A 15,644-nucleotide genomic window follows, 5' to 3' on the forward strand; every position below is an offset into this window, starting at 1 on the left:
GGAGCCCCAACGACACAAAATACTGTCGGGGTAAGGCTTGCGCCAGTCCCGAACTGCGGCTCAAACGCCACGGGCCATGAGCCGACTTGACCGTATTCCAGGCCAACCTGACACTTACTCCGGACCAATGGGGTCTTATTGGTCCCTCGCATGGTTAGCTGTTTCCAAGCATGTATGCACGAAGCTGCCGCTCATCTCGCATGACGTAGAGGACAAAAACCCGCTGTTGATCCTCACGATAAAAAATACGACACGGTGGAACCACTACCTCCCTGTATACCGAATTCGGGAGCTCTGGGGGAATCCGTCCGGATTGGGGAAAATCTTCCAAACGCTCGGTCTTGTTTAAAACTTCTTGAACTAGGTCGCTTGCGGCCGCAGAATTATCCAGAGCAATGTACTCAGCGATAGCATCCAGTGCTTGAAGAGCGGGCTCTGCCCAGATTACTTCAGCCATTTACTCATTTTCTCCCTGGCCTCACTTTGGCTGTACGTTCTTCCCTCAAGTACAGCACGCTCTCCCCGAGAGAGCCCTTCAAGCAGCTCAAGTCGACGCTGCATAAACTCGTAATCCTGAACATCGACAAGGTAGGCGGACGGCTGACCATGCTCCGTAATCAGTATCGGCTCTTTAGACAAGTGCAGATCTGCCAGAATCTTTGTGGCTTGGCGTTTGAGATTCGTAACAAGCTCAACTTTCATGGGTTCTCGCTGAATCGGACTTAAAGTGACACTATAGTATCACTCTTCAGAGCCAATAAGGTCCGAGGCCTTCAGTCCTCAGTCCTTCAGGGTCTACCTTTGAATTTAGCTGGTCACAGAATATTCGATCTGACCCCGGCCACCGCGCGAAGCGGCGGAAAACCGGTCGCTGTGCAGCCGATTGTTATGTTCTCTTTGAGATGCTAGATTGTGTATAAAAGTCGAGTGCCATACACATAGGTGCATCATGAGAACTAACATAGTCATTGACGACCAGTTAATGGCCGAAGCCCTCAAAGCCTCCGGTTACGAAACCAAAAAAGAGGCCGTCGAGCAAGGCCTGAAACTTCTGGTCCAGCTTAGCAAGCAGCAGGAAATTCGGAAGTTGCGTGGCAAGATCAAGTGGGAAGGCGATTTGGACGAAATGCGAACTGCCCGATGATCCTGGTAGACACTAGCGTTTGGATCGACTATTTCAATGGAGTCAACAACCCGCAAACTGATCTGCTGGATGCTTCGATAGTCCAAGGTTCGGTTGCTATTGGAGACCTCATATTTTTGGAAATCCTCCAAGGCATCCGCAACGACAAACAATATCGCCAAACCAAGCAAAGCCTGCTCGCTCTAGATCAGTATGAAATGTTTGGCAAAGAAATGGCAGCTAAGTGCGCCGACAACTATCGAGCGCTACGAAAAAAAGGCATCACGATCAGAAAAACTGCCGACGTGATCATCGCGACATTCTGTATAGAGAAAGAGCTGCCCCTGCTGTTTTTGGATCGCGACTTCATCCCCTTTGTTGATCACCTTGGACTTGAGCCTGCTCTGAGAGAAACATAACGCCCGCCATAAACGGCGGCCCGACAGGGGCGTCCGGTGGAGGCCGTAGGCCGGAACGAATTTGATGGCCTTGTTAGGGCCTTTGCGCTATAGTTGTACGGAGTTTCCGTACGTAATGGTGCAATTATGGATATCATCAGTGTAAACAAATTCAGAGACAACCTGAAAAGCCTTGTAGAGCAGGTTATTAGTAGACACGAGCCCCTCAAGGTGACACGTCGTGCCGGAGAGGCTTTCGTGATCATGAGTGCTGAAGACTGGGAAAGAGAGCAAGAAACTCTCCATGTCCTTCAGAACCGAGACCTGATGCAACAAATTGCGGCCTCCATCGATACTCACAGCCGTAGCCAGGGATACACACCTGATGATGAGCAGATGAATGAGATCACTGGTATTTGAGGGCAACACTTGGGAAGCCTATGAAAAGATGCGCGAAAAAGACCAGAGGCTGCACAAAGCCCTCCGCAAGCTGCTGAAAGAAATGCTACGGTCTGAAGATCCATCCGCTGGCATCGGCAAACCTGAACCACTCAAACACAATTTATCAGGCTTGTGGTCAAGACGCATCTCACAGAAGGACAGGCTGATATATCGGTTCGATGACAGATCCATTTATATTTTTGCCATTGGGGGACACTACGACCAGCCCTAACGCCTTGCTCACCGGAAAATTAGGAGCGCAGCGAGTAATTTTTCCGAGTGCAGCAACTTGTTATCACCTATGAGACCTGACATTCGGCTACGATATGCTGTTCAAGGGCCGGTTTTATCTCTTCAATATCTCTTTTGATCTCTGTGAAGAGTTCTGTCCCCTCCTCGAGCCTAGCGCGCAAGGTTGGATGATTGAAAGGAGTGCCATTACGGGTGCTTGGATACTTCAGCGATTGATAAAACAAGTCCATGTCAGCTTTGGAGTTGTGACAAAACTCCTGCAGAATGACATGCAATTTCGGAGTTTCTATGTACCTCGAATAAAACTTGTTGAGTAGTGGATCGATGTATAACTCATCAACCCGGTTCGCAAGTTTGGATAGCTCATGGCCACCCCGCGTACCTTTGCCTTTCGCAGCTATCAGGGCTTTTAGGCTTAACTCAATTCCATGATAAAAATTGAAAAGCACTGGTTCAGCTATGCGTAAATCAGACCATTTTGTATGATTCTCGAACTCGGATTGCGTCGCGTTATGAAAGCCTTCGTACGCCAGCGAACTGTGGTTTCCAGACTTCGCCAACTCATCTGCCGAATTGACAACTAGCTGCCAAAAATTAAAGCAGAGGCTGATTAATTTGATAGGTTCGAGCTCATTCATTGTTCTCTGCACCTATTGATAACTTTGTATATGAGTCCCCAAGACCGATATCTCGGCGACCGATATCTCATCTCAGAATTGCGTTCAAAACTAGCTCGCAACCCTTGGTACGTCAACGTTTAAGACACATTGGTGCAGGGTCGTCTTCCTGACAAAACGGTCGCCACGACTCATATCCCCATTCTCACTCACCAACACAAACCTATGTTTTATATACGAAAACAGCACATTCTTAGGATCAACCGAAAATCACGGTCACGATGACCGTTTTTCCTGCCAACTCAACGTCATGTAGCGAAAACGGAACCACCAAGAGCAAAAACGCCAGCAAAACGCTGGCGCCTGATAACCCTATTTTCTTAAGCCAGGACTATTTATCTTACCGCCACTCCAACGTCCGAGGCTCCCCCACATGCTCACAAAACAAATGCCCCACATCCGGCACCGCATAGCACCGGTCCCCACGCTGGGGCCTACGAGCATTAAACTCCGTATGACTAATCCCCACCTCCCAAAGCTCCTCACAGGCCCAGCCGTCCGGCTTAAGTTCCACCCGCACTTCCGCCCCAATCAGGCTGATCGCTTCTATTCGAAACGGCAGGTGAGCATGCTCGCTAGGTTCCTGGGTCAGGCGCACCTCATGGGGCCGCAGGTATAGCTGGGCATCGTCGTTCTCACACCCTTCAGGCAACCGCACCCAGGCGTCGCCCTGGCGCATGGTGCCTTCACTAATCTTCCCGGAGAGCACGTTAACCTGCCCAAGAAACTCAAACACGAAGCGACTGTCCGGCCGGGCGTAGAGTTCCAGCGGGGAATCAACTTGCTCAATGCGGCCGCTGCTCATGACGACCACTTGATCGGAGAGTTCCAGCGCTTCTTCCTGATCGTGAGTGACGAACACACTGGTGAAGTGCAGCTCGTCGTGCAGGTTGCGGAGCCAGCGGCGCAGGTCTTTGCGGACTTTGGCGTCTAGGGCGCCGAAGGGTTCGTCCAGCAGGAGGATTTCCGGGCGCATGGCCATGGCGCGGGCGAGCGCGATGCGCTGTTTCTGGCCGCCGGAGAGCTGCGCGGGGTAACGGTTGGCGAGATGGTCGAGCTGGACCATTTCCAGCAGTTCTTTTACCCGCTTGCGGATTTCGGGCTTGTTGGGCCGCTCCTTGCGGGGCAGTACGTCCAGGCCGAAGGCGACGTTCTGGGCCACGGTCATGTGGCGGAACAGGGCGTAGTGCTGGAATACGAAGCCTACGCGACGGTCCCGCACGTGCAGTTGGGTGACGTCCCGGCCGCTGAACAGGATCTTGCCCTGTTGCGGGGTTTCCAGGCCGGCGATGATGCGCAGCAGTGTGGTCTTGCCGGAGCCGGACGGGCCCAGCAGCGCGGTGAGCTGGCCATCGGGGATGGTCAGGTCGATGTCGTGCAGCGCCTGGAAGTTGTCGAAAAACTTGTTGATGCCCTGGATTTCGATACTCATGGAAAACCCTTAATTACGGCTTTGGCGCCATTCGACGATGGCCTTCACGACGAGAGTGATCAGCGCGATGGCCGCCAGCAGTGACGAAGCTGCGAACGCACCGGCCGTGTTGTAGTCCTGGTACAGCAGTTCCACGTGTAGCGGCAGGGTGTTGGTCTCGCCGCGGATATTGCCGGAGACCACCGACACCGCGCCGAACTCGCCCACCGCACGGGCGTTGGTGAGGATCACCCCGTAGATCAGCGCCCAGCGGATATTCGGCAGGGTAACGCGGCGGAACAGTTGCCAGCCGGATGCACCCAGTACCACGCCGGCCTCTTCCTCTTCCCTGCCCTGTTGCTGCATCAGCGGGATCAGTTCACGCGCCACGAAGGGACAGGTGACGAACACGGTCACCATCACGATGCCAGGCCAGGAAAACATGAGCTGGATGTCGTACTGGCCCAGCCATTGCCCGACCCAGCCGTTGCTGCCGTAGAGCAGCAGATACAGCAAACCGGCGACAACCGGTGAAACGGCAAAGGGGATGTCGATCAACGTCGCGAGCAGCTTGCGCCCGGGGAAGCGGAAGCGGGTCACCAGCCAGGCCAGGAATACGCCGAACACCATGTTCAGCGGCACGGTGAATAGCGCGACGAACAGGGTCAGACCGATGGCGTCAAGGGTGTATTCGTCGAAGATATTGCCGATGTAACCCGCCCAGCCTTCAGCGAAGGCCTGGATGAAGATCAGCACCAGCGGCATGAACAGGAACAGCACGGTCAGCGTTCCGGCCACGCCGATGAGCGTGCGGCGAACGACCGGGCTATCCCCAACGCGGCGGTGTTTTGGTGTGCCCATCCCTCAACCCCCGTGCAGACGCTTGAGATAGCGACCCTGCCAGACGTTGATCGCCAACAGCAACAACAGCGAGACGGTCATCACCACGGCGGCGATGGCGCTCGCGGCCGGAAAGTCATATTCCTCAAGGCGCACAAAGATCATCAGGCTGATCACTTCACTGACGTAGGGCGAGTTACCGGCGATGAAGATCACCGCACCGTATTCGCCCAGGCTGCGAGCGAAAGACAGGGCGCCACCGGTAACCACGGCAGGCCACAGCGTGGGGAACAGGATCCTGCGGAATACGGTCATGTCGGACGCTCCCAGGCTCATGGCCGCTTCTTCGTCTTCCGGCGCCAGTTCTTCCAGCACCGGCTGCACCGTTCGCACCACGAAAGGTACGCTGGTGAAGGCCATGGCGACCACAATCCCGAGCGGCGTATAGGCCACTTCGATGCCCAGCTTGGCGAGATACTGTCCATACCAGCCGTTCTCCGCGAAAAGCGTCGCCAGGGTGATACCCGCAACGGCCGTTGGCAGCGCGAACGGCAGATCCATGATGGCATCCAGCAGGCGCTTGCCGGGGAACTCGTATCGCACCAGCACCCAGGCCATGAGCAGGCCGAATACGCAGTTGAACAGGGAGGCCGCCAGCGCGGCCAGAGCCGTGACCTTGTAGGAAGCCACCACGCGCGGGTCGGTGATCACGAACCAGAACTGATCCCAGCCCATGCCTGCGGTGCGAATGACCAGACCGCTGATGGGCAGCAGCAGAACCAGGCTGATAAAGAAAAGCGAAATGCCGAGGCTCAGTCCGAACCCCGGCAATACGCGTTTGGTGGCGGACGCGCTCAGCCGTTTGGCCGGGCGCTCCGAGACGTCAGTGGTGGCCATGGATCAAGTGGGAATCCTTTAGCGCTGGCGCTGAAGCTGATCCAGCTTGCCGCCGCTGGCGAAGTGGGTCTCCATGGCCTCTTCCCAACTGCCGGCGATCTCGTCGATGGGCAGCAGTTTCAGGTCGGGGAACTTGTCCGCCACTTCTTTCTTGACGGTCTCGTCGTGCACCCGGTAGTTGAAGCCGGCGAGCATGCGCTGGGCTTCTTCGGAATAGAGGTACTCAAGATATTCTTTGGCCAGCTTCTCGGTGCCTTTCTTCTCGATGTTCTTGTCGATCCAGGCAACCGGGAATTCCGCCAGGAAGCTCACCTTCGGCACAATTACTTCGAAGTTCTTGTCCGGGTTCAGCTCGGGGATGTTGTTGACCTCGGATTCGAAGGTCAGCAGTACATCGCCCAGACCGCGCTCGACAAAGGTGGTGGTGGCGCCACGTCCGCCGGAATCGAAGACTTTTACGTGGCCCAGCAGGTCGCTCATGAACTGGTCGATCTTCTCCTGATCGTCGCCGAATTGCTCCTGGGCGTAACCCAGCGCGGCGAGATAGGTATAGCGGCCGTTACCGGAGGTCTTCGGGTTGGGCATGATCAGCTCGACGTCTTCGCGGATCAGGTCGTCCCAGTTCTGGATGTTTTTCGGGTTACCGTCGCGCACCAGGAAGGCCATGGTGGAGTAGTACGGCGAGCTGTTGTTGGGCAAACGTGACGCCCAGTCGTCCGGGATCAGGTTGCCACGCTCGGCGAGGATGTTGACGTCGGTGACCTGGTTGTAGGTGACCACGTCCGCGTCCAGTCCCTGCAGGATGGCGCGTGCCTGCTTGGAGGAACCGGAATGTGACTGCTGGATGTTAACCGTTTCGCCGGTCTTCTCTTGCCAGTGTTTGGCGAACATCTGGTTGTATTCAGCGAACAGCTCCCGGGCGATATCGTAGGAGGAGTTCAGCAGTTCGCGCTCCTGCGCGGAGGCGGGTCCGCCGGCCAGGGAAAATACCAGTGCCAGGGCACTGAACCACAGGCCTTTGCGGAGTTTGAGTGTCGATAAGATGGCGTTCGGCATAGCGGGCAGCGCTCCCTGTTTGCTCAGAAACGTATATATTCACTTGAAGAATAAAGGAAGTGTTCGTTTAGAACCGAAAGATAAGGCACTGACGGCAAAACAACAATGCCGTGCATAGATGATTTCCGCCTGTGATTGGAACCGGCGGTTATAAAGGTAGGTTGCTCAAGGAAAACGCATTAAAACCTCGCCATAAACCGGTGGATTCTTTGACAACAGGCCCGCCAGTTGCTGCATTGAGAGTGAGCGGTTATTGCTGGCGACATGGATGTTGGGTCCCCGAGGTTTCTTTAGCTGTCATCGCTTTGCGGCCGCATCACCCCTTTCTGGGAGGTGCTGTTTTGAAAGCTATCGAGTCATTCCTGCAATCGGTTTCGAATTTTCTCTGGGGACCCCCGCTGATTATCCTATTGGTCGGCGGCGGCTTATTTTTCCTGATTTATTCCCGGGCTCTGCCCTACCGCCACTTCGGACATGCCATTCAGATCCTGCGCGGCAAGCATGATCGGGCTAGCGATCCCGGCGATATTACCCACTTCCAGGCCTTGTCCGCGGCGCTGTCCGGCACGCTGGGCATGGGCAACATTGCCGGCGTCGCCTTTGCCGTGAGTTATGGCGGCCCCAGCACCGTGGTGTGGATGTGGGTCACCGCGCTGGTGGGCGTAGCTACCAAGTTTTTTACCTGCTCGCTGGCGATCATGTACCGCGGCAAGGACAGCAAAGGCGATATCCAGGGCGGCCCGATGTACGTGATCCGGGAAGGTTTGAGCCGGCGTTGGTATCCACTGGCGATCTTTTTCTGCGTGGCGGGGCTGATCGGTACCTTGCCTGTATTCCAGGTCAACCAGCTTACCGAAACCATGCGCGATGCCATTCTTCTGCCCTACGACGTGATCGGCGAAGATCAAGTCACCGTCTTTAATTTCTGGTTCGGTCTGGTTATTGCGGCACTGGTGGCCTGTGTCATCTTTGGCGGCGTCAAACGGGTGGGTTATTTCGCCGCCCGGCTGGTGCCGACGATGGTGGTGGCTTACTTACTGTGTGTGATCGCCATTCTGGTGGTCAACGCGTCCCAGGTTCTGCCCGCCCTGGGCACCATCTTCACCCATGCCCTGCAGAGCGATTTCTCGTCTGTGGCCGCGGGCGGCTTTATGGGCGTGATTATCACGGGGATACGGCAGGGGGCGTTTTCCAACGAAGCGGGTATCGGCACCGAAGTCATGGCCCACGGCGCAGCGCGTACCAAAGAGCCCATACGGGAAGGCCTCGTCGCCATGATGGGACCGGTTATCGATACGCTTATCGTCTGTACCCTGACCGCGCTGGTGCTGATTACCACCGGCGCCTGGCAAGGCGGCAAAGATTCAGGCAGCTCCGATGTTGCCGGCGCCGCCATGACCGCCCAGGCCTTCGCGGATTCTCTAGGCGCTGTCGGCCCGTGGATCATCATGGTGCTCGTTACAGTGTTCAGCATGAGCACAATGTTTACCTTCTGGTACTACGGCGCCAAATGCCTGGGCTTCATGATCGGTGCCGAACACCAGCATGGGTACAAGTACGTCTACATCGTGTTAATCGTGGTGGGCGCGGTGATTTCCCTCAAGGCGGTGGTGTTCCTGATCACCGCAGGTTATGCCCTAATGGCGATCCCGACCATGGTGGCTTCGCTGCTGCTTGCGCCCAAAGTCATGGATGCCGCCAAACGCTACTTTGCCGGAGAGGTGGATAGTAGAAACGAACAGTAGAAACGGATAGTAGAAACGGATAGTAGAAGCGAACAGGAGAAGCGGATAGTTGGTGCGATTCGCCGGGAGCGTTTGATCGGCGCGGCACGCTCAGCCCTTGGCGAACCCTCTTTAGGGCCTCTCTTAAGGGCCTCGCTTTAGGGTGCGCTCAATGTCAGACGCTCGAACTGGTCGAGGTCGCGGGAGAAAGCCTCATGGGCATCGAAGACGAGCTGGCGCAGTTCTTCGGAGACGGCTTCGTCGGGAATAACCCGATCGTTGACGATGCCCATGCCGATGCGCACCAAAAAATTGTCGAGCCCTTCGAAGGTGCCCTCCAGGCTAAGTTGGGCCGCCTTGCCGGATTGCGGTCGGCTCACCTCGGCGGACGCGGTAATGCCCCGGCCTCCGTTGCCTTCACAGGCGACGGTGAGGAAATCCACCACCAGCTCGTCGATATGGCGCGGTAGAAAAATATTGATGAAATCCGCCGGCACCAGCCCTAGCGCGCGGCCGCCCACCTGAACCTTCGGAATGCGAGTAACGGCGGCTTCGAATCGAGCGCCGGTCGGCGTCGGCCTATAGCGGATCTCCGCATCCATATCGGACACCCGGGCAATAATGCCCAGGATATCCATACGGGTATCGATGTGCGCGACCAGATCGTGAGCTATCCGCGGATCAAACGGAGGAACATCAAGCACCGGCTGTCCGCCGCGGGTAGGGACCAGTTGCCCGCGGTGCAGGGTCATCGTTAGCTGGCCACGCAGGGTTTCGGTATCGATCGTCAGGGCTAGCAGGCGACCGTAACGGTCGTGAAGATCCAGTTGCATGTGTAGCAGCGAGTCGAGCCGGTCCAGATGGCTGGCCAGCGTTGGATAGGCATGGCGCAACTTCTCCGGATCGATGACGAAGGACGCTTCGATACTGCGATAGGTGCCATCCAGCACCGGCGCCGTCAGCAAGTTCTCGACTTCGCCAACACTGGCCAGCAAGGTCCAGATATCGGGGAAAGCGGCCCAGAGTGGCGCCAGGGATTCGACTTCGGTGGTTGTCAGGGCCGGATTCATGGCGTGTACGTGACGCCTGAAATCATTCGCATCGGCAGACGTATCGCGCGCGAAAACCGCATCGCACTGGCCCATCAGTCGCAAGGCTTCCTCGGTGGATTGCAGCATAGAGGGCCAGGTCAGGTCGCCAAGACCCAGTTCGACCTCGCCGTTCAGCAGGTAATGGGTGGTCTTCGGCTGTTCGATTTCCTGCGCCCGGATACGGGCCTCGAATTCGCCCAGGGCCGGCACCGGTGCCTGCAAGCCCAGCGGAGCCGGTCCCACGCGATAGCGGTCGTCGGTTGCCTGACCGTAAACTTGCATGGTGCGCCAATCGTCGTCCCGCTCCGGTAGCAGGCGATAGAAACGGTCGAGATCAAAGCTTTCCAGCGACGCCCAAAGCTCGTCAATAAACTGCTGGGTTTCGGGGTGGATGTCGGTATGCGCCATAACCAGCCGCTGGAGACCGACGTATTCGCGCAACCGGGCGACGGCCAGCGCAGGATCGCCCTGCCCCGCCAGCGTTACCGGCGGCTGCCAGGCTCGCTTAATCACCTCGACCGCCACCGCTTGTACCGCGCCGGGCATGACAACGGCGGCCCAGAGTAGCCACCGGAAGAAGAGTCGTGACATAGCCGCTTCTCTTGAAATAGTCGCTTCTCTTGAAATAGCCGCTTCCCTTAAAGTAGGCGCTTCCCGTGAGATAGGCGCTTCCATCGTTGTTGTTTCCAGCGCACCGGTATTTTCCGATGGACCGAGTATAAGCGGCCGGTGCTAAGGAGACGTTGACGCGACGCTCAAAAGTCTCGCCAATAGGACCTATGCCTGGGCGTAGCAGTCTACACCGGTTAGGACCCGCCATAAGACTCATGGGAAGCCCCGGCGGCCACAAGAGGTGACGGCCATGGGATGCAAGTGAGCGAAGCCCCAACGCCGTGGCTCCCGCAACAGCGAGCGGCAGATTAAACTCGCTCATAAGCTCGGCCTCCGTGCAGCTATATTGGCGGCAAAGCGAAGCCGGGGCTTCGCAGCCAGGCGCCGTGTCGACGGCGCCGACTGCTTTCAGTTTTTATCAGCTGGGGCGAGGTTTAAAGGGGTAGCATATTAAGGACGTGTAACGCGTGTTCGTGTAGCGCCGGTTTAGGGACACGAGTGCACTAGTGTGCCGTGCGGTTAATTCGCTGATCTACTGCGCGACACACTAACTGGCAGCGCCGAACACCCGTTCAAGAAAACCTACGGAACGAACACCGGGCACCGGCAGGTCGTTCACTTCTTCCATCGCCCGGCGCCAGAACCGGTCGGGGCTATCCAGGCTCGCGGCCTTTTCCCGCTCGTCCTTACTGAAGGAGTTGTGCGGGCCATTCAGATCCAGGGCCACCAGTTCCTTAACCCAGAGGTAAATCGCCGAGCGGATCATGCGTATCAAGTCGGAGTAAGTTTCACGGCTGATCGAGAGTGCCAGGTCGGCCTTAAGGTTAATGTGCTGCTGAAGCTCGGCCATGACATCGTCGGGAAATTTGACCTGATGTCCGCCACCTTTCTTGCAGTTGAGGCAGGTTCTCTCCAGGCCTTTCACACCGTCGAAGGTGTCGATATGGCCGTATTCCTGGGTCTGCCGCTGGTCGATGGGCGCCTGAATCCAACCGTACTGAGGCGAACGCGCTACGATGTGGCCGGCGAGATGCACCCGGTAAGGCGGCAGGGGGCCGCCTTCGGCATAACCGTCGAACTCGCTCCGCAACCAAGCGGCCATAGCCCGGTGCCGGAACATCATTGCTAGGGTAATCGCCGCAGGCATGATGTCGGCCAGCCCGTCGCTGGCATCCAGGAGTCTCTCCTCGAGATCGTCGACCGGTGATTCCATCCGTGTGTCTCCTTTGCGGGTATCGATGCGCCTGAGATGTCTGAGAACCAGGGCATCGACTTATTGTTGTTGAACCCGACTCCAGTGCTCAATCGGAGCCTATGGTTAAAAAGTAGGCAAAAGAGACGACACCATCCGTTGTAGATTCGTTGCCATTCGTTACTGAAGGTAATGACAGAGCGTCTTTACACAGACATACGGGAACGCAGCTCTACGGGTCGAACGCGCCGCTCAGCAATTGCCCGGCACCGGGAATATACGTTGATAACTTCAAGGCCCGCAGCATCTGAAAGGTGGTACAGGTCGCCGCCGAGACCACAGGTACGCCCAGCCGTTCTTCGACACCGGCAATCGCGCCCAATGACGGCATCTGCACACAGGCTGAAAGGACGACTGCGTCCGCGCCATCCCATTTGAGACGGTCGACAATATCATTCAGTAGCATGGGATCGCGCCGTCCGACTTCGAGGTTATCGGGAATGTTCAAGGAAATGCTGTCGACCACGCGAATGCCTTCGGCCTCGATGTAGTCTGTAACCATTTGGGTCAGCGGCTGCATGTAGGGCGTGATCACCGCAACTTTACCCGCGCCCAGGGTTTTAAGGCTTTCGGTCAAGGCGCCAGCGCTGGTGACCACCGGCGCAGCATGTCCGTTGTCCACCGTGACCTGATGCAGGCGCTGAGCGGATTCGCGATGATACCCATGACCTCGGCTCATGATGGCAACCAGGCAGGCATAACCGAGCACGTCCACATCGGCATCGGAAAGCTCCAGGGCGCAGCGGTTCGACTCGTCGTCCATGGCTGCCAGCTCTTCCCGCGTCACCTTCTGCATGCGCATGCGGCTGGAGTGAAAAGTAAAGCGCTCCGGAGCCACCGCCTCCCGGGCCCGCAGCAGGGCCGGGATTTCGGTTTCCATGGTGGTATTGGAACTGGGCACGATCTGCCCAATGCGATAAGCGGTTGGCATAGCCATCCTCTCCCTTGCTGACCCGTCAGGTTTTGTCGTAGATGGACTTGTAAGTCTCGCGTAACTGGTTCTTCTGCACCTTGCCCATGGTGTTGCGCGGCAAGGTGTCGACGAAGAACACCCGTTTGGGCTGCTTGTACTTGGCCAGGCGATCCTTCAGTGCGGCAAGCACTTCGGCCTCCGTGATTGTGGCGCCTGACTTGAGAACTACCAAGGCGGTGACGCCTTCGCCGAAGTCCGGATGGGGCACGCCAATGACGGCGGACTCATCCACTACGTCCATTTCGTCGATCACCTGCTCCACTTCCTTGGGATAGACGTTGAAGCCGCCTGAGATCACGAGGTCCTTGTCACGGCCAACGATCTGCACGTAGCCGTTCTCGTCGAGCTGGGCCAAGTCGCCAGTGACGAAGAAACCATCGTCCAGCAACTCTTCCTTCGTCTTCTCCGGCATGCGCCAGTAGCCTTTGAACACGTTGGGACCGCGCACTTCCAGCATACCGATATCGCCTTCCGGCACCGGCTGGTGGGTTTCGGCATCGGTGATGCGAATCTCGACGCCCGGTAGCGGCTTGCCGACGGTACCAGCTATCCGGGCACCATCGTACGGGTTGGACGTATTCATATTGGTCTCGGTCATACCGTAGCGCTCAAGGATGGCGTGACCGGTACGTTCCTCAAAAGCCTTATGAGTATCCGCCGTCAGCGGTGCCGAGCCTGAGGTGAACAGGCGCATGTTGCGGGTTAATTCTTTGTTGAGGCGGTCGTCCTGCAGCAGCCGTGTATAGAAAGTAGGCACGCCCATCATCGTGGTGCCCTCGGGCAGAGCGTCTATCAGCGCATCCAGATCGAACTTGGGCAGGAAATACAGGCTGGCGCCGGACATCAGCACCACGTTGCAGGCCACAAACAAGCCATGGGTGTGGAAGATCGGCAAGGCATGGATCAATCGGTCGGCGGCGGTAAAGCGCCAGGCCTCGGTCAGGGACTGCGCGTTGGAGCCCAGATTGCCATGGGTCAGCATCGCCCCCTTGGAGCGACCGGTGGTACCGGAGGTATAGAGGATAGCAGCCAGATCGTCCCTGCCGCAGACTTCCACCGATTCGAACGGATCGGCCACCTTCGCCAAATCCATCAGGCTGCCGTCTCCGCCGGTTCCGAGGGTCTCCACGTTGGAGCAATTCGTTTCGTCGCCGATGGATCGCGCTTCGGCAAAAGCCGCCGGACGGCAGACAAACAACGCCGGTTCCGCATCCCCCAGGAAATAGCCGATCTCGGCGGTGGTGTAGCCGGTGTTGAGCGGGAGGTAGACGCCGCCCATGCGCAGACAGGCCAGGTAGAGGATGATCGCCTCGGGACTTTTGTCCACCTGCACCGCCACACGATCTCCGGGCTTGACGTTCAGACCCTTCAACGCGCCGGCCAACCGGGCGCTCAGAGCCAGGGCATCGGTGTAGCTGTAGCGGCGCCCGTCGGGAGTGACGATAAAGTCCTTGTCCGCCTGGGCACCCATCCGCTGGGCGAAGGTTTCAAACAGGTTGTCAGTCATTTTCCGGTGTCTCCCTTAAGCAGTTTGCGGCCCCGCCGGCTGAGATCGCGGACGCTGGAGGAACAGACTATCGTGTGGTCGGTGATGTATTGCTCGTGATTGCGCTCGATGGCGTCGATCACGTATAGGTAATTAACCATCAGTCCGGTGGATTGCTGTATCCCTTGTTCTGATATATCTCCCTGCCAATTGATGCGATGCAGCTCGGCGCCGTTGCCCAGATGGAAACGGGCCACGGGATTCAGCGGCTGGCCATCACGATTCTTCTCTTTAAGTAAATAGCGGGCGGCCAGGGGACGGATCACTGCATTAAGCCGTTCTGACTGCTCGGGATCCGCCGGCCATTCTGGGTTTTTCAGTAGCTGGAGCGTGGCCAGTGCCTCCGGCTCCAGTCCCACTTTGTCCGGCTGCTGGACAGTTTCCTCAAGATAAGTCGACTCAAGCCATTTGCGGAAGCCGGGCATGGGCGAGAGGGTGACGAAGTTCTTCAGCTTGGGCAGTTCCTGCTTGAGTTCCTGCACGACCTGCTTGATCAGGAAGTTGCCGAAAGAAATTCCCCGCAGCCCAACCTGGCAGTTGCTGATGCCGAAGAAGGCCGCGGTATCTGCCGCTTCCGGGTCCTCGATATCGTAGCTGCCTGCGTCCAGAATCGGTTGGATCTGTTCCGGTAGGCCACGGGTCAGCGCCACTTCCACAAAGATCAACGGTTCGTCGCCGATGGCGGGATGGAAGAAGGCAAAGCAACGTCGGTCGCGGTTATCCAGGCGACGGCGCAGGTCATCCCAGTCACGGATTTTGTGCACCGCCTCGTAACGGATAATGCGCTCAAGAATAGCCGCTGGCGTATTCCAGTCGATACGCTTGACCACCAGAAAGCCGCGATTGAACCAGGACGCAAACAGGTGCGTGAAATCGGCATTGATTGCCTCGAAGTCTTTATGGCTGCGCATGAGTCGCAGCAGGTCTTCGCGCATGCGGACCAGTTCGTACGTGCCGCCGGTCGACAGGTTCAACCGCCTCAGCAGTTCCTGACGGCGCGGTTCACAGACGTCGAACAGGCGCTGTAGCGCGGCGTTCTCCCGGCCCTTCCGATAAGCGGCATAGGCGTGATCAATTTCTCGCGGATCGGCGGAGAAATCCTTGGCCAGCCGTTCGAAGAAACGGGTCTTGCTGTCGTCGTCGAGGCGCGCATAGATTTCCAGCGCATGGCTCGCGTGACTGATGCTTGAGGCCTCGCCATCACTTTTCAGCAACGCCTGGCAAGCCTCCAGCAGGTGGTTGTGGTCAACCACCAGGCCGTTACCCGTGCGCCGTCGCAGTAAGGCTTCGCGCTGGGTTATGTTGCTGAACAATTCCTGCAGAAAACTCATGTTCATGGTCGGGTCCTGTC

At 57.3% G+C, this 15,644-nt stretch carries 17 protein-coding genes; 5 read left to right on the forward strand and 12 right to left on the reverse strand.

The window, feature by feature from the left end; genetic code table 11:
• Positions 1-154: 154 nt before the first annotated feature.
• Positions 155-457: a type II toxin-antitoxin system RelE/ParE family toxin gene (locus tag FXO11_RS15205; RefSeq protein WP_148863772.1), complete on the reverse strand. Its 303-nt coding sequence runs from the start codon at positions 455-457 to the stop codon at positions 155-157.
• The gene (locus FXO11_RS15210) at positions 445-702 is read right to left on the reverse strand and encodes a type II toxin-antitoxin system Phd/YefM family antitoxin (protein ID WP_022992576.1); all 258 of its coding nucleotides are present in this window, start codon (positions 700-702) and stop codon (positions 445-447) included. Before FXO11_RS15210 ends, FXO11_RS15205 begins: the two co-directional genes overlap by 13 nt.
• Before the next feature lie 247 nt (positions 703-949).
• Between FXO11_RS15210 and FXO11_RS15215 the strand changes: the two genes are divergently transcribed.
• From FXO11_RS15215 to FXO11_RS15230, 4 genes are all read left to right on the forward strand, one after another.
• Positions 950-1,144 carry a type II toxin-antitoxin system VapB family antitoxin gene (locus FXO11_RS15215; RefSeq protein ID WP_148863773.1) on the forward strand — a complete coding sequence of 65 codons (195 nt, stop codon included), beginning with the start codon at positions 950-952 and terminating at the stop codon, positions 1,142-1,144.
• A complete protein-coding gene (gene vapC / locus FXO11_RS15220) occupies positions 1,141-1,542 on the forward strand; it encodes a type II toxin-antitoxin system VapC family toxin (protein ID WP_148863774.1) in 402 nt (133 codons plus the stop codon). The genes FXO11_RS15215 and vapC overlap by 4 nt, the downstream gene beginning before the upstream one ends.
• A gap of 126 nt (positions 1,543-1,668) precedes the next feature.
• Positions 1,669-1,941, forward strand: coding sequence for a type II toxin-antitoxin system Phd/YefM family antitoxin (locus FXO11_RS15225; protein WP_148863775.1), 273 nt, complete (start codon positions 1,669-1,671; stop codon positions 1,939-1,941).
• The gene (locus tag FXO11_RS15230; protein ID WP_148863776.1) at positions 1,922-2,194 is read left to right on the forward strand and encodes a Txe/YoeB family addiction module toxin; all 273 of its coding nucleotides are present in this window, start codon (positions 1,922-1,924) and stop codon (positions 2,192-2,194) included. The genes FXO11_RS15225 and FXO11_RS15230 overlap by 20 nt, the downstream gene beginning before the upstream one ends.
• Positions 2,195-2,261: 67 nt before the next feature.
• Here FXO11_RS15230 and FXO11_RS15235 read toward each other — a convergent pair whose 3' ends face one another.
• From FXO11_RS15235 to cysP, 5 genes are all read right to left on the reverse strand, one after another.
• A complete protein-coding gene (locus FXO11_RS15235; protein ID WP_148863777.1) occupies positions 2,262-2,852 on the reverse strand; it encodes a HEPN domain-containing protein in 591 nt (196 codons plus the stop codon).
• A 379-nt stretch (positions 2,853-3,231) separates the two neighbouring features.
• Positions 3,232-4,323, reverse strand: a complete 1,092-nt coding sequence (locus tag FXO11_RS15240; RefSeq protein WP_148863778.1) for a sulfate/molybdate ABC transporter ATP-binding protein — start codon at positions 4,321-4,323, stop codon at positions 3,232-3,234.
• A gap of 9 nt (positions 4,324-4,332) precedes the next feature.
• Positions 4,333-5,163: a sulfate ABC transporter permease subunit CysW gene (cysW, locus tag FXO11_RS15245; RefSeq protein WP_148863779.1), complete on the reverse strand. Its 831-nt coding sequence runs from the start codon at positions 5,161-5,163 to the stop codon at positions 4,333-4,335.
• 3 nt (positions 5,164-5,166) lie between these two features.
• Positions 5,167-6,039 carry a sulfate/thiosulfate ABC transporter permease CysT gene (cysT, locus tag FXO11_RS15250; RefSeq protein ID WP_148863780.1) on the reverse strand — a complete coding sequence of 291 codons (873 nt, stop codon included), beginning with the start codon at positions 6,037-6,039 and terminating at the stop codon, positions 5,167-5,169.
• An 18-nt stretch (positions 6,040-6,057) separates the two neighbouring features.
• A complete protein-coding gene (gene cysP / locus FXO11_RS15255) occupies positions 6,058-7,095 on the reverse strand; it encodes a thiosulfate ABC transporter substrate-binding protein CysP (RefSeq protein ID WP_148863781.1) in 1,038 nt (345 codons plus the stop codon).
• 341 nt (positions 7,096-7,436) lie between these two features.
• Between cysP and FXO11_RS15260 the strand changes: the two genes are divergently transcribed.
• Positions 7,437-8,840 (forward strand): alanine/glycine:cation symporter family protein, encoded by a 1,404-nt coding sequence (locus FXO11_RS15260; RefSeq protein WP_148863782.1) that lies wholly within the window; start codon positions 7,437-7,439, stop codon positions 8,838-8,840.
• A gap of 137 nt (positions 8,841-8,977) precedes the next feature.
• Here the strand turns inward: FXO11_RS15260 and FXO11_RS15265 are convergent, their stop codons facing one another.
• From FXO11_RS15265 to FXO11_RS15285, 5 genes are all read right to left on the reverse strand, one after another.
• Positions 8,978-10,501: a hypothetical protein gene (locus FXO11_RS15265; RefSeq protein WP_148863783.1), complete on the reverse strand. Its 1,524-nt coding sequence runs from the start codon at positions 10,499-10,501 to the stop codon at positions 8,978-8,980.
• Between the two features lie 568 nt (positions 10,502-11,069).
• Positions 11,070-11,735 (reverse strand): AbiTii domain-containing protein, encoded by a 666-nt coding sequence (locus FXO11_RS15270; protein ID WP_148863784.1) that lies wholly within the window; start codon positions 11,733-11,735, stop codon positions 11,070-11,072.
• 211 nt (positions 11,736-11,946) lie between these two features.
• Complete coding sequence (locus FXO11_RS15275) at positions 11,947-12,705, reverse strand: maleate cis-trans isomerase family protein (RefSeq protein WP_319945910.1); 759 nt, start codon at positions 12,703-12,705, stop codon at positions 11,947-11,949.
• A 25-nt stretch (positions 12,706-12,730) separates the two neighbouring features.
• Positions 12,731-14,254 carry a malonate--CoA ligase gene (locus tag FXO11_RS15280; RefSeq protein ID WP_148863786.1) on the reverse strand — a complete coding sequence of 508 codons (1,524 nt, stop codon included), beginning with the start codon at positions 14,252-14,254 and terminating at the stop codon, positions 12,731-12,733.
• Entirely contained in the window at positions 14,251-15,630 is a 1,380-nt protein-coding gene (locus tag FXO11_RS15285) for a malonyl-CoA decarboxylase (RefSeq protein ID WP_148863787.1), read from the reverse strand. The genes FXO11_RS15280 and FXO11_RS15285 overlap by 4 nt, the downstream gene beginning before the upstream one ends.
• Positions 15,631-15,644: the final 14 nt, after the last annotated feature.

The sequence above is a fragment of the Marinobacter fonticola genome, from assembly GCF_008122265.1.
GTDB classification, from domain to species: domain Bacteria; phylum Pseudomonadota; class Gammaproteobacteria; order Pseudomonadales; family Oleiphilaceae; genus Marinobacter_A; species Marinobacter_A fonticola.

Coding starts and splice junctions, on each gene's coding strand:
- FXO11_RS15205 (WP_148863772.1), bottom strand. CDS start 457: ATGGCTGAAGTAATCTGGGCAGAGCCCGCTCTTCAAGCACTGGATGCT.
- FXO11_RS15210 (WP_022992576.1), bottom strand. CDS start 702: ATGAAAGTTGAGCTTGTTACGAATCTCAAACGCCAAGCCACAAAGATT.
- FXO11_RS15215 (WP_148863773.1), top strand. CDS start 950: ATGAGAACTAACATAGTCATTGACGACCAGTTAATGGCCGAAGCCCTC.
- vapC (WP_148863774.1), top strand. CDS start 1,141: ATGATCCTGGTAGACACTAGCGTTTGGATCGACTATTTCAATGGAGTC.
- FXO11_RS15225 (WP_148863775.1), top strand. CDS start 1,669: ATGGATATCATCAGTGTAAACAAATTCAGAGACAACCTGAAAAGCCTT.
- FXO11_RS15230 (WP_148863776.1), top strand. CDS start 1,922: ATGAGATCACTGGTATTTGAGGGCAACACTTGGGAAGCCTATGAAAAG.
- FXO11_RS15235 (WP_148863777.1), bottom strand. CDS start 2,852: ATGAATGAGCTCGAACCTATCAAATTAATCAGCCTCTGCTTTAATTTT.
- FXO11_RS15240 (WP_148863778.1), bottom strand. CDS start 4,323: ATGAGTATCGAAATCCAGGGCATCAACAAGTTTTTCGACAACTTCCAG.
- cysW (WP_148863779.1), bottom strand. CDS start 5,163: ATGGGCACACCAAAACACCGCCGCGTTGGGGATAGCCCGGTCGTTCGC.
- cysT (WP_148863780.1), bottom strand. CDS start 6,039: ATGGCCACCACTGACGTCTCGGAGCGCCCGGCCAAACGGCTGAGCGCG.
- cysP (WP_148863781.1), bottom strand. CDS start 7,095: ATGCCGAACGCCATCTTATCGACACTCAAACTCCGCAAAGGCCTGTGG.
- FXO11_RS15265 (WP_148863783.1), bottom strand. CDS start 10,501: ATGTCACGACTCTTCTTCCGGTGGCTACTCTGGGCCGCCGTTGTCATG.
- FXO11_RS15270 (WP_148863784.1), bottom strand. CDS start 11,735: ATGGAATCACCGGTCGACGATCTCGAGGAGAGACTCCTGGATGCCAGC.
- FXO11_RS15275 (WP_319945910.1), bottom strand. CDS start 12,705: ATGCCAACCGCTTATCGCATTGGGCAGATCGTGCCCAGTTCCAATACC.
- FXO11_RS15280 (WP_148863786.1), bottom strand. CDS start 14,254: ATGACTGACAACCTGTTTGAAACCTTCGCCCAGCGGATGGGTGCCCAG.
- FXO11_RS15285 (WP_148863787.1), bottom strand. CDS start 15,630: ATGAACATGAGTTTTCTGCAGGAATTGTTCAGCAACATAACCCAGCGC.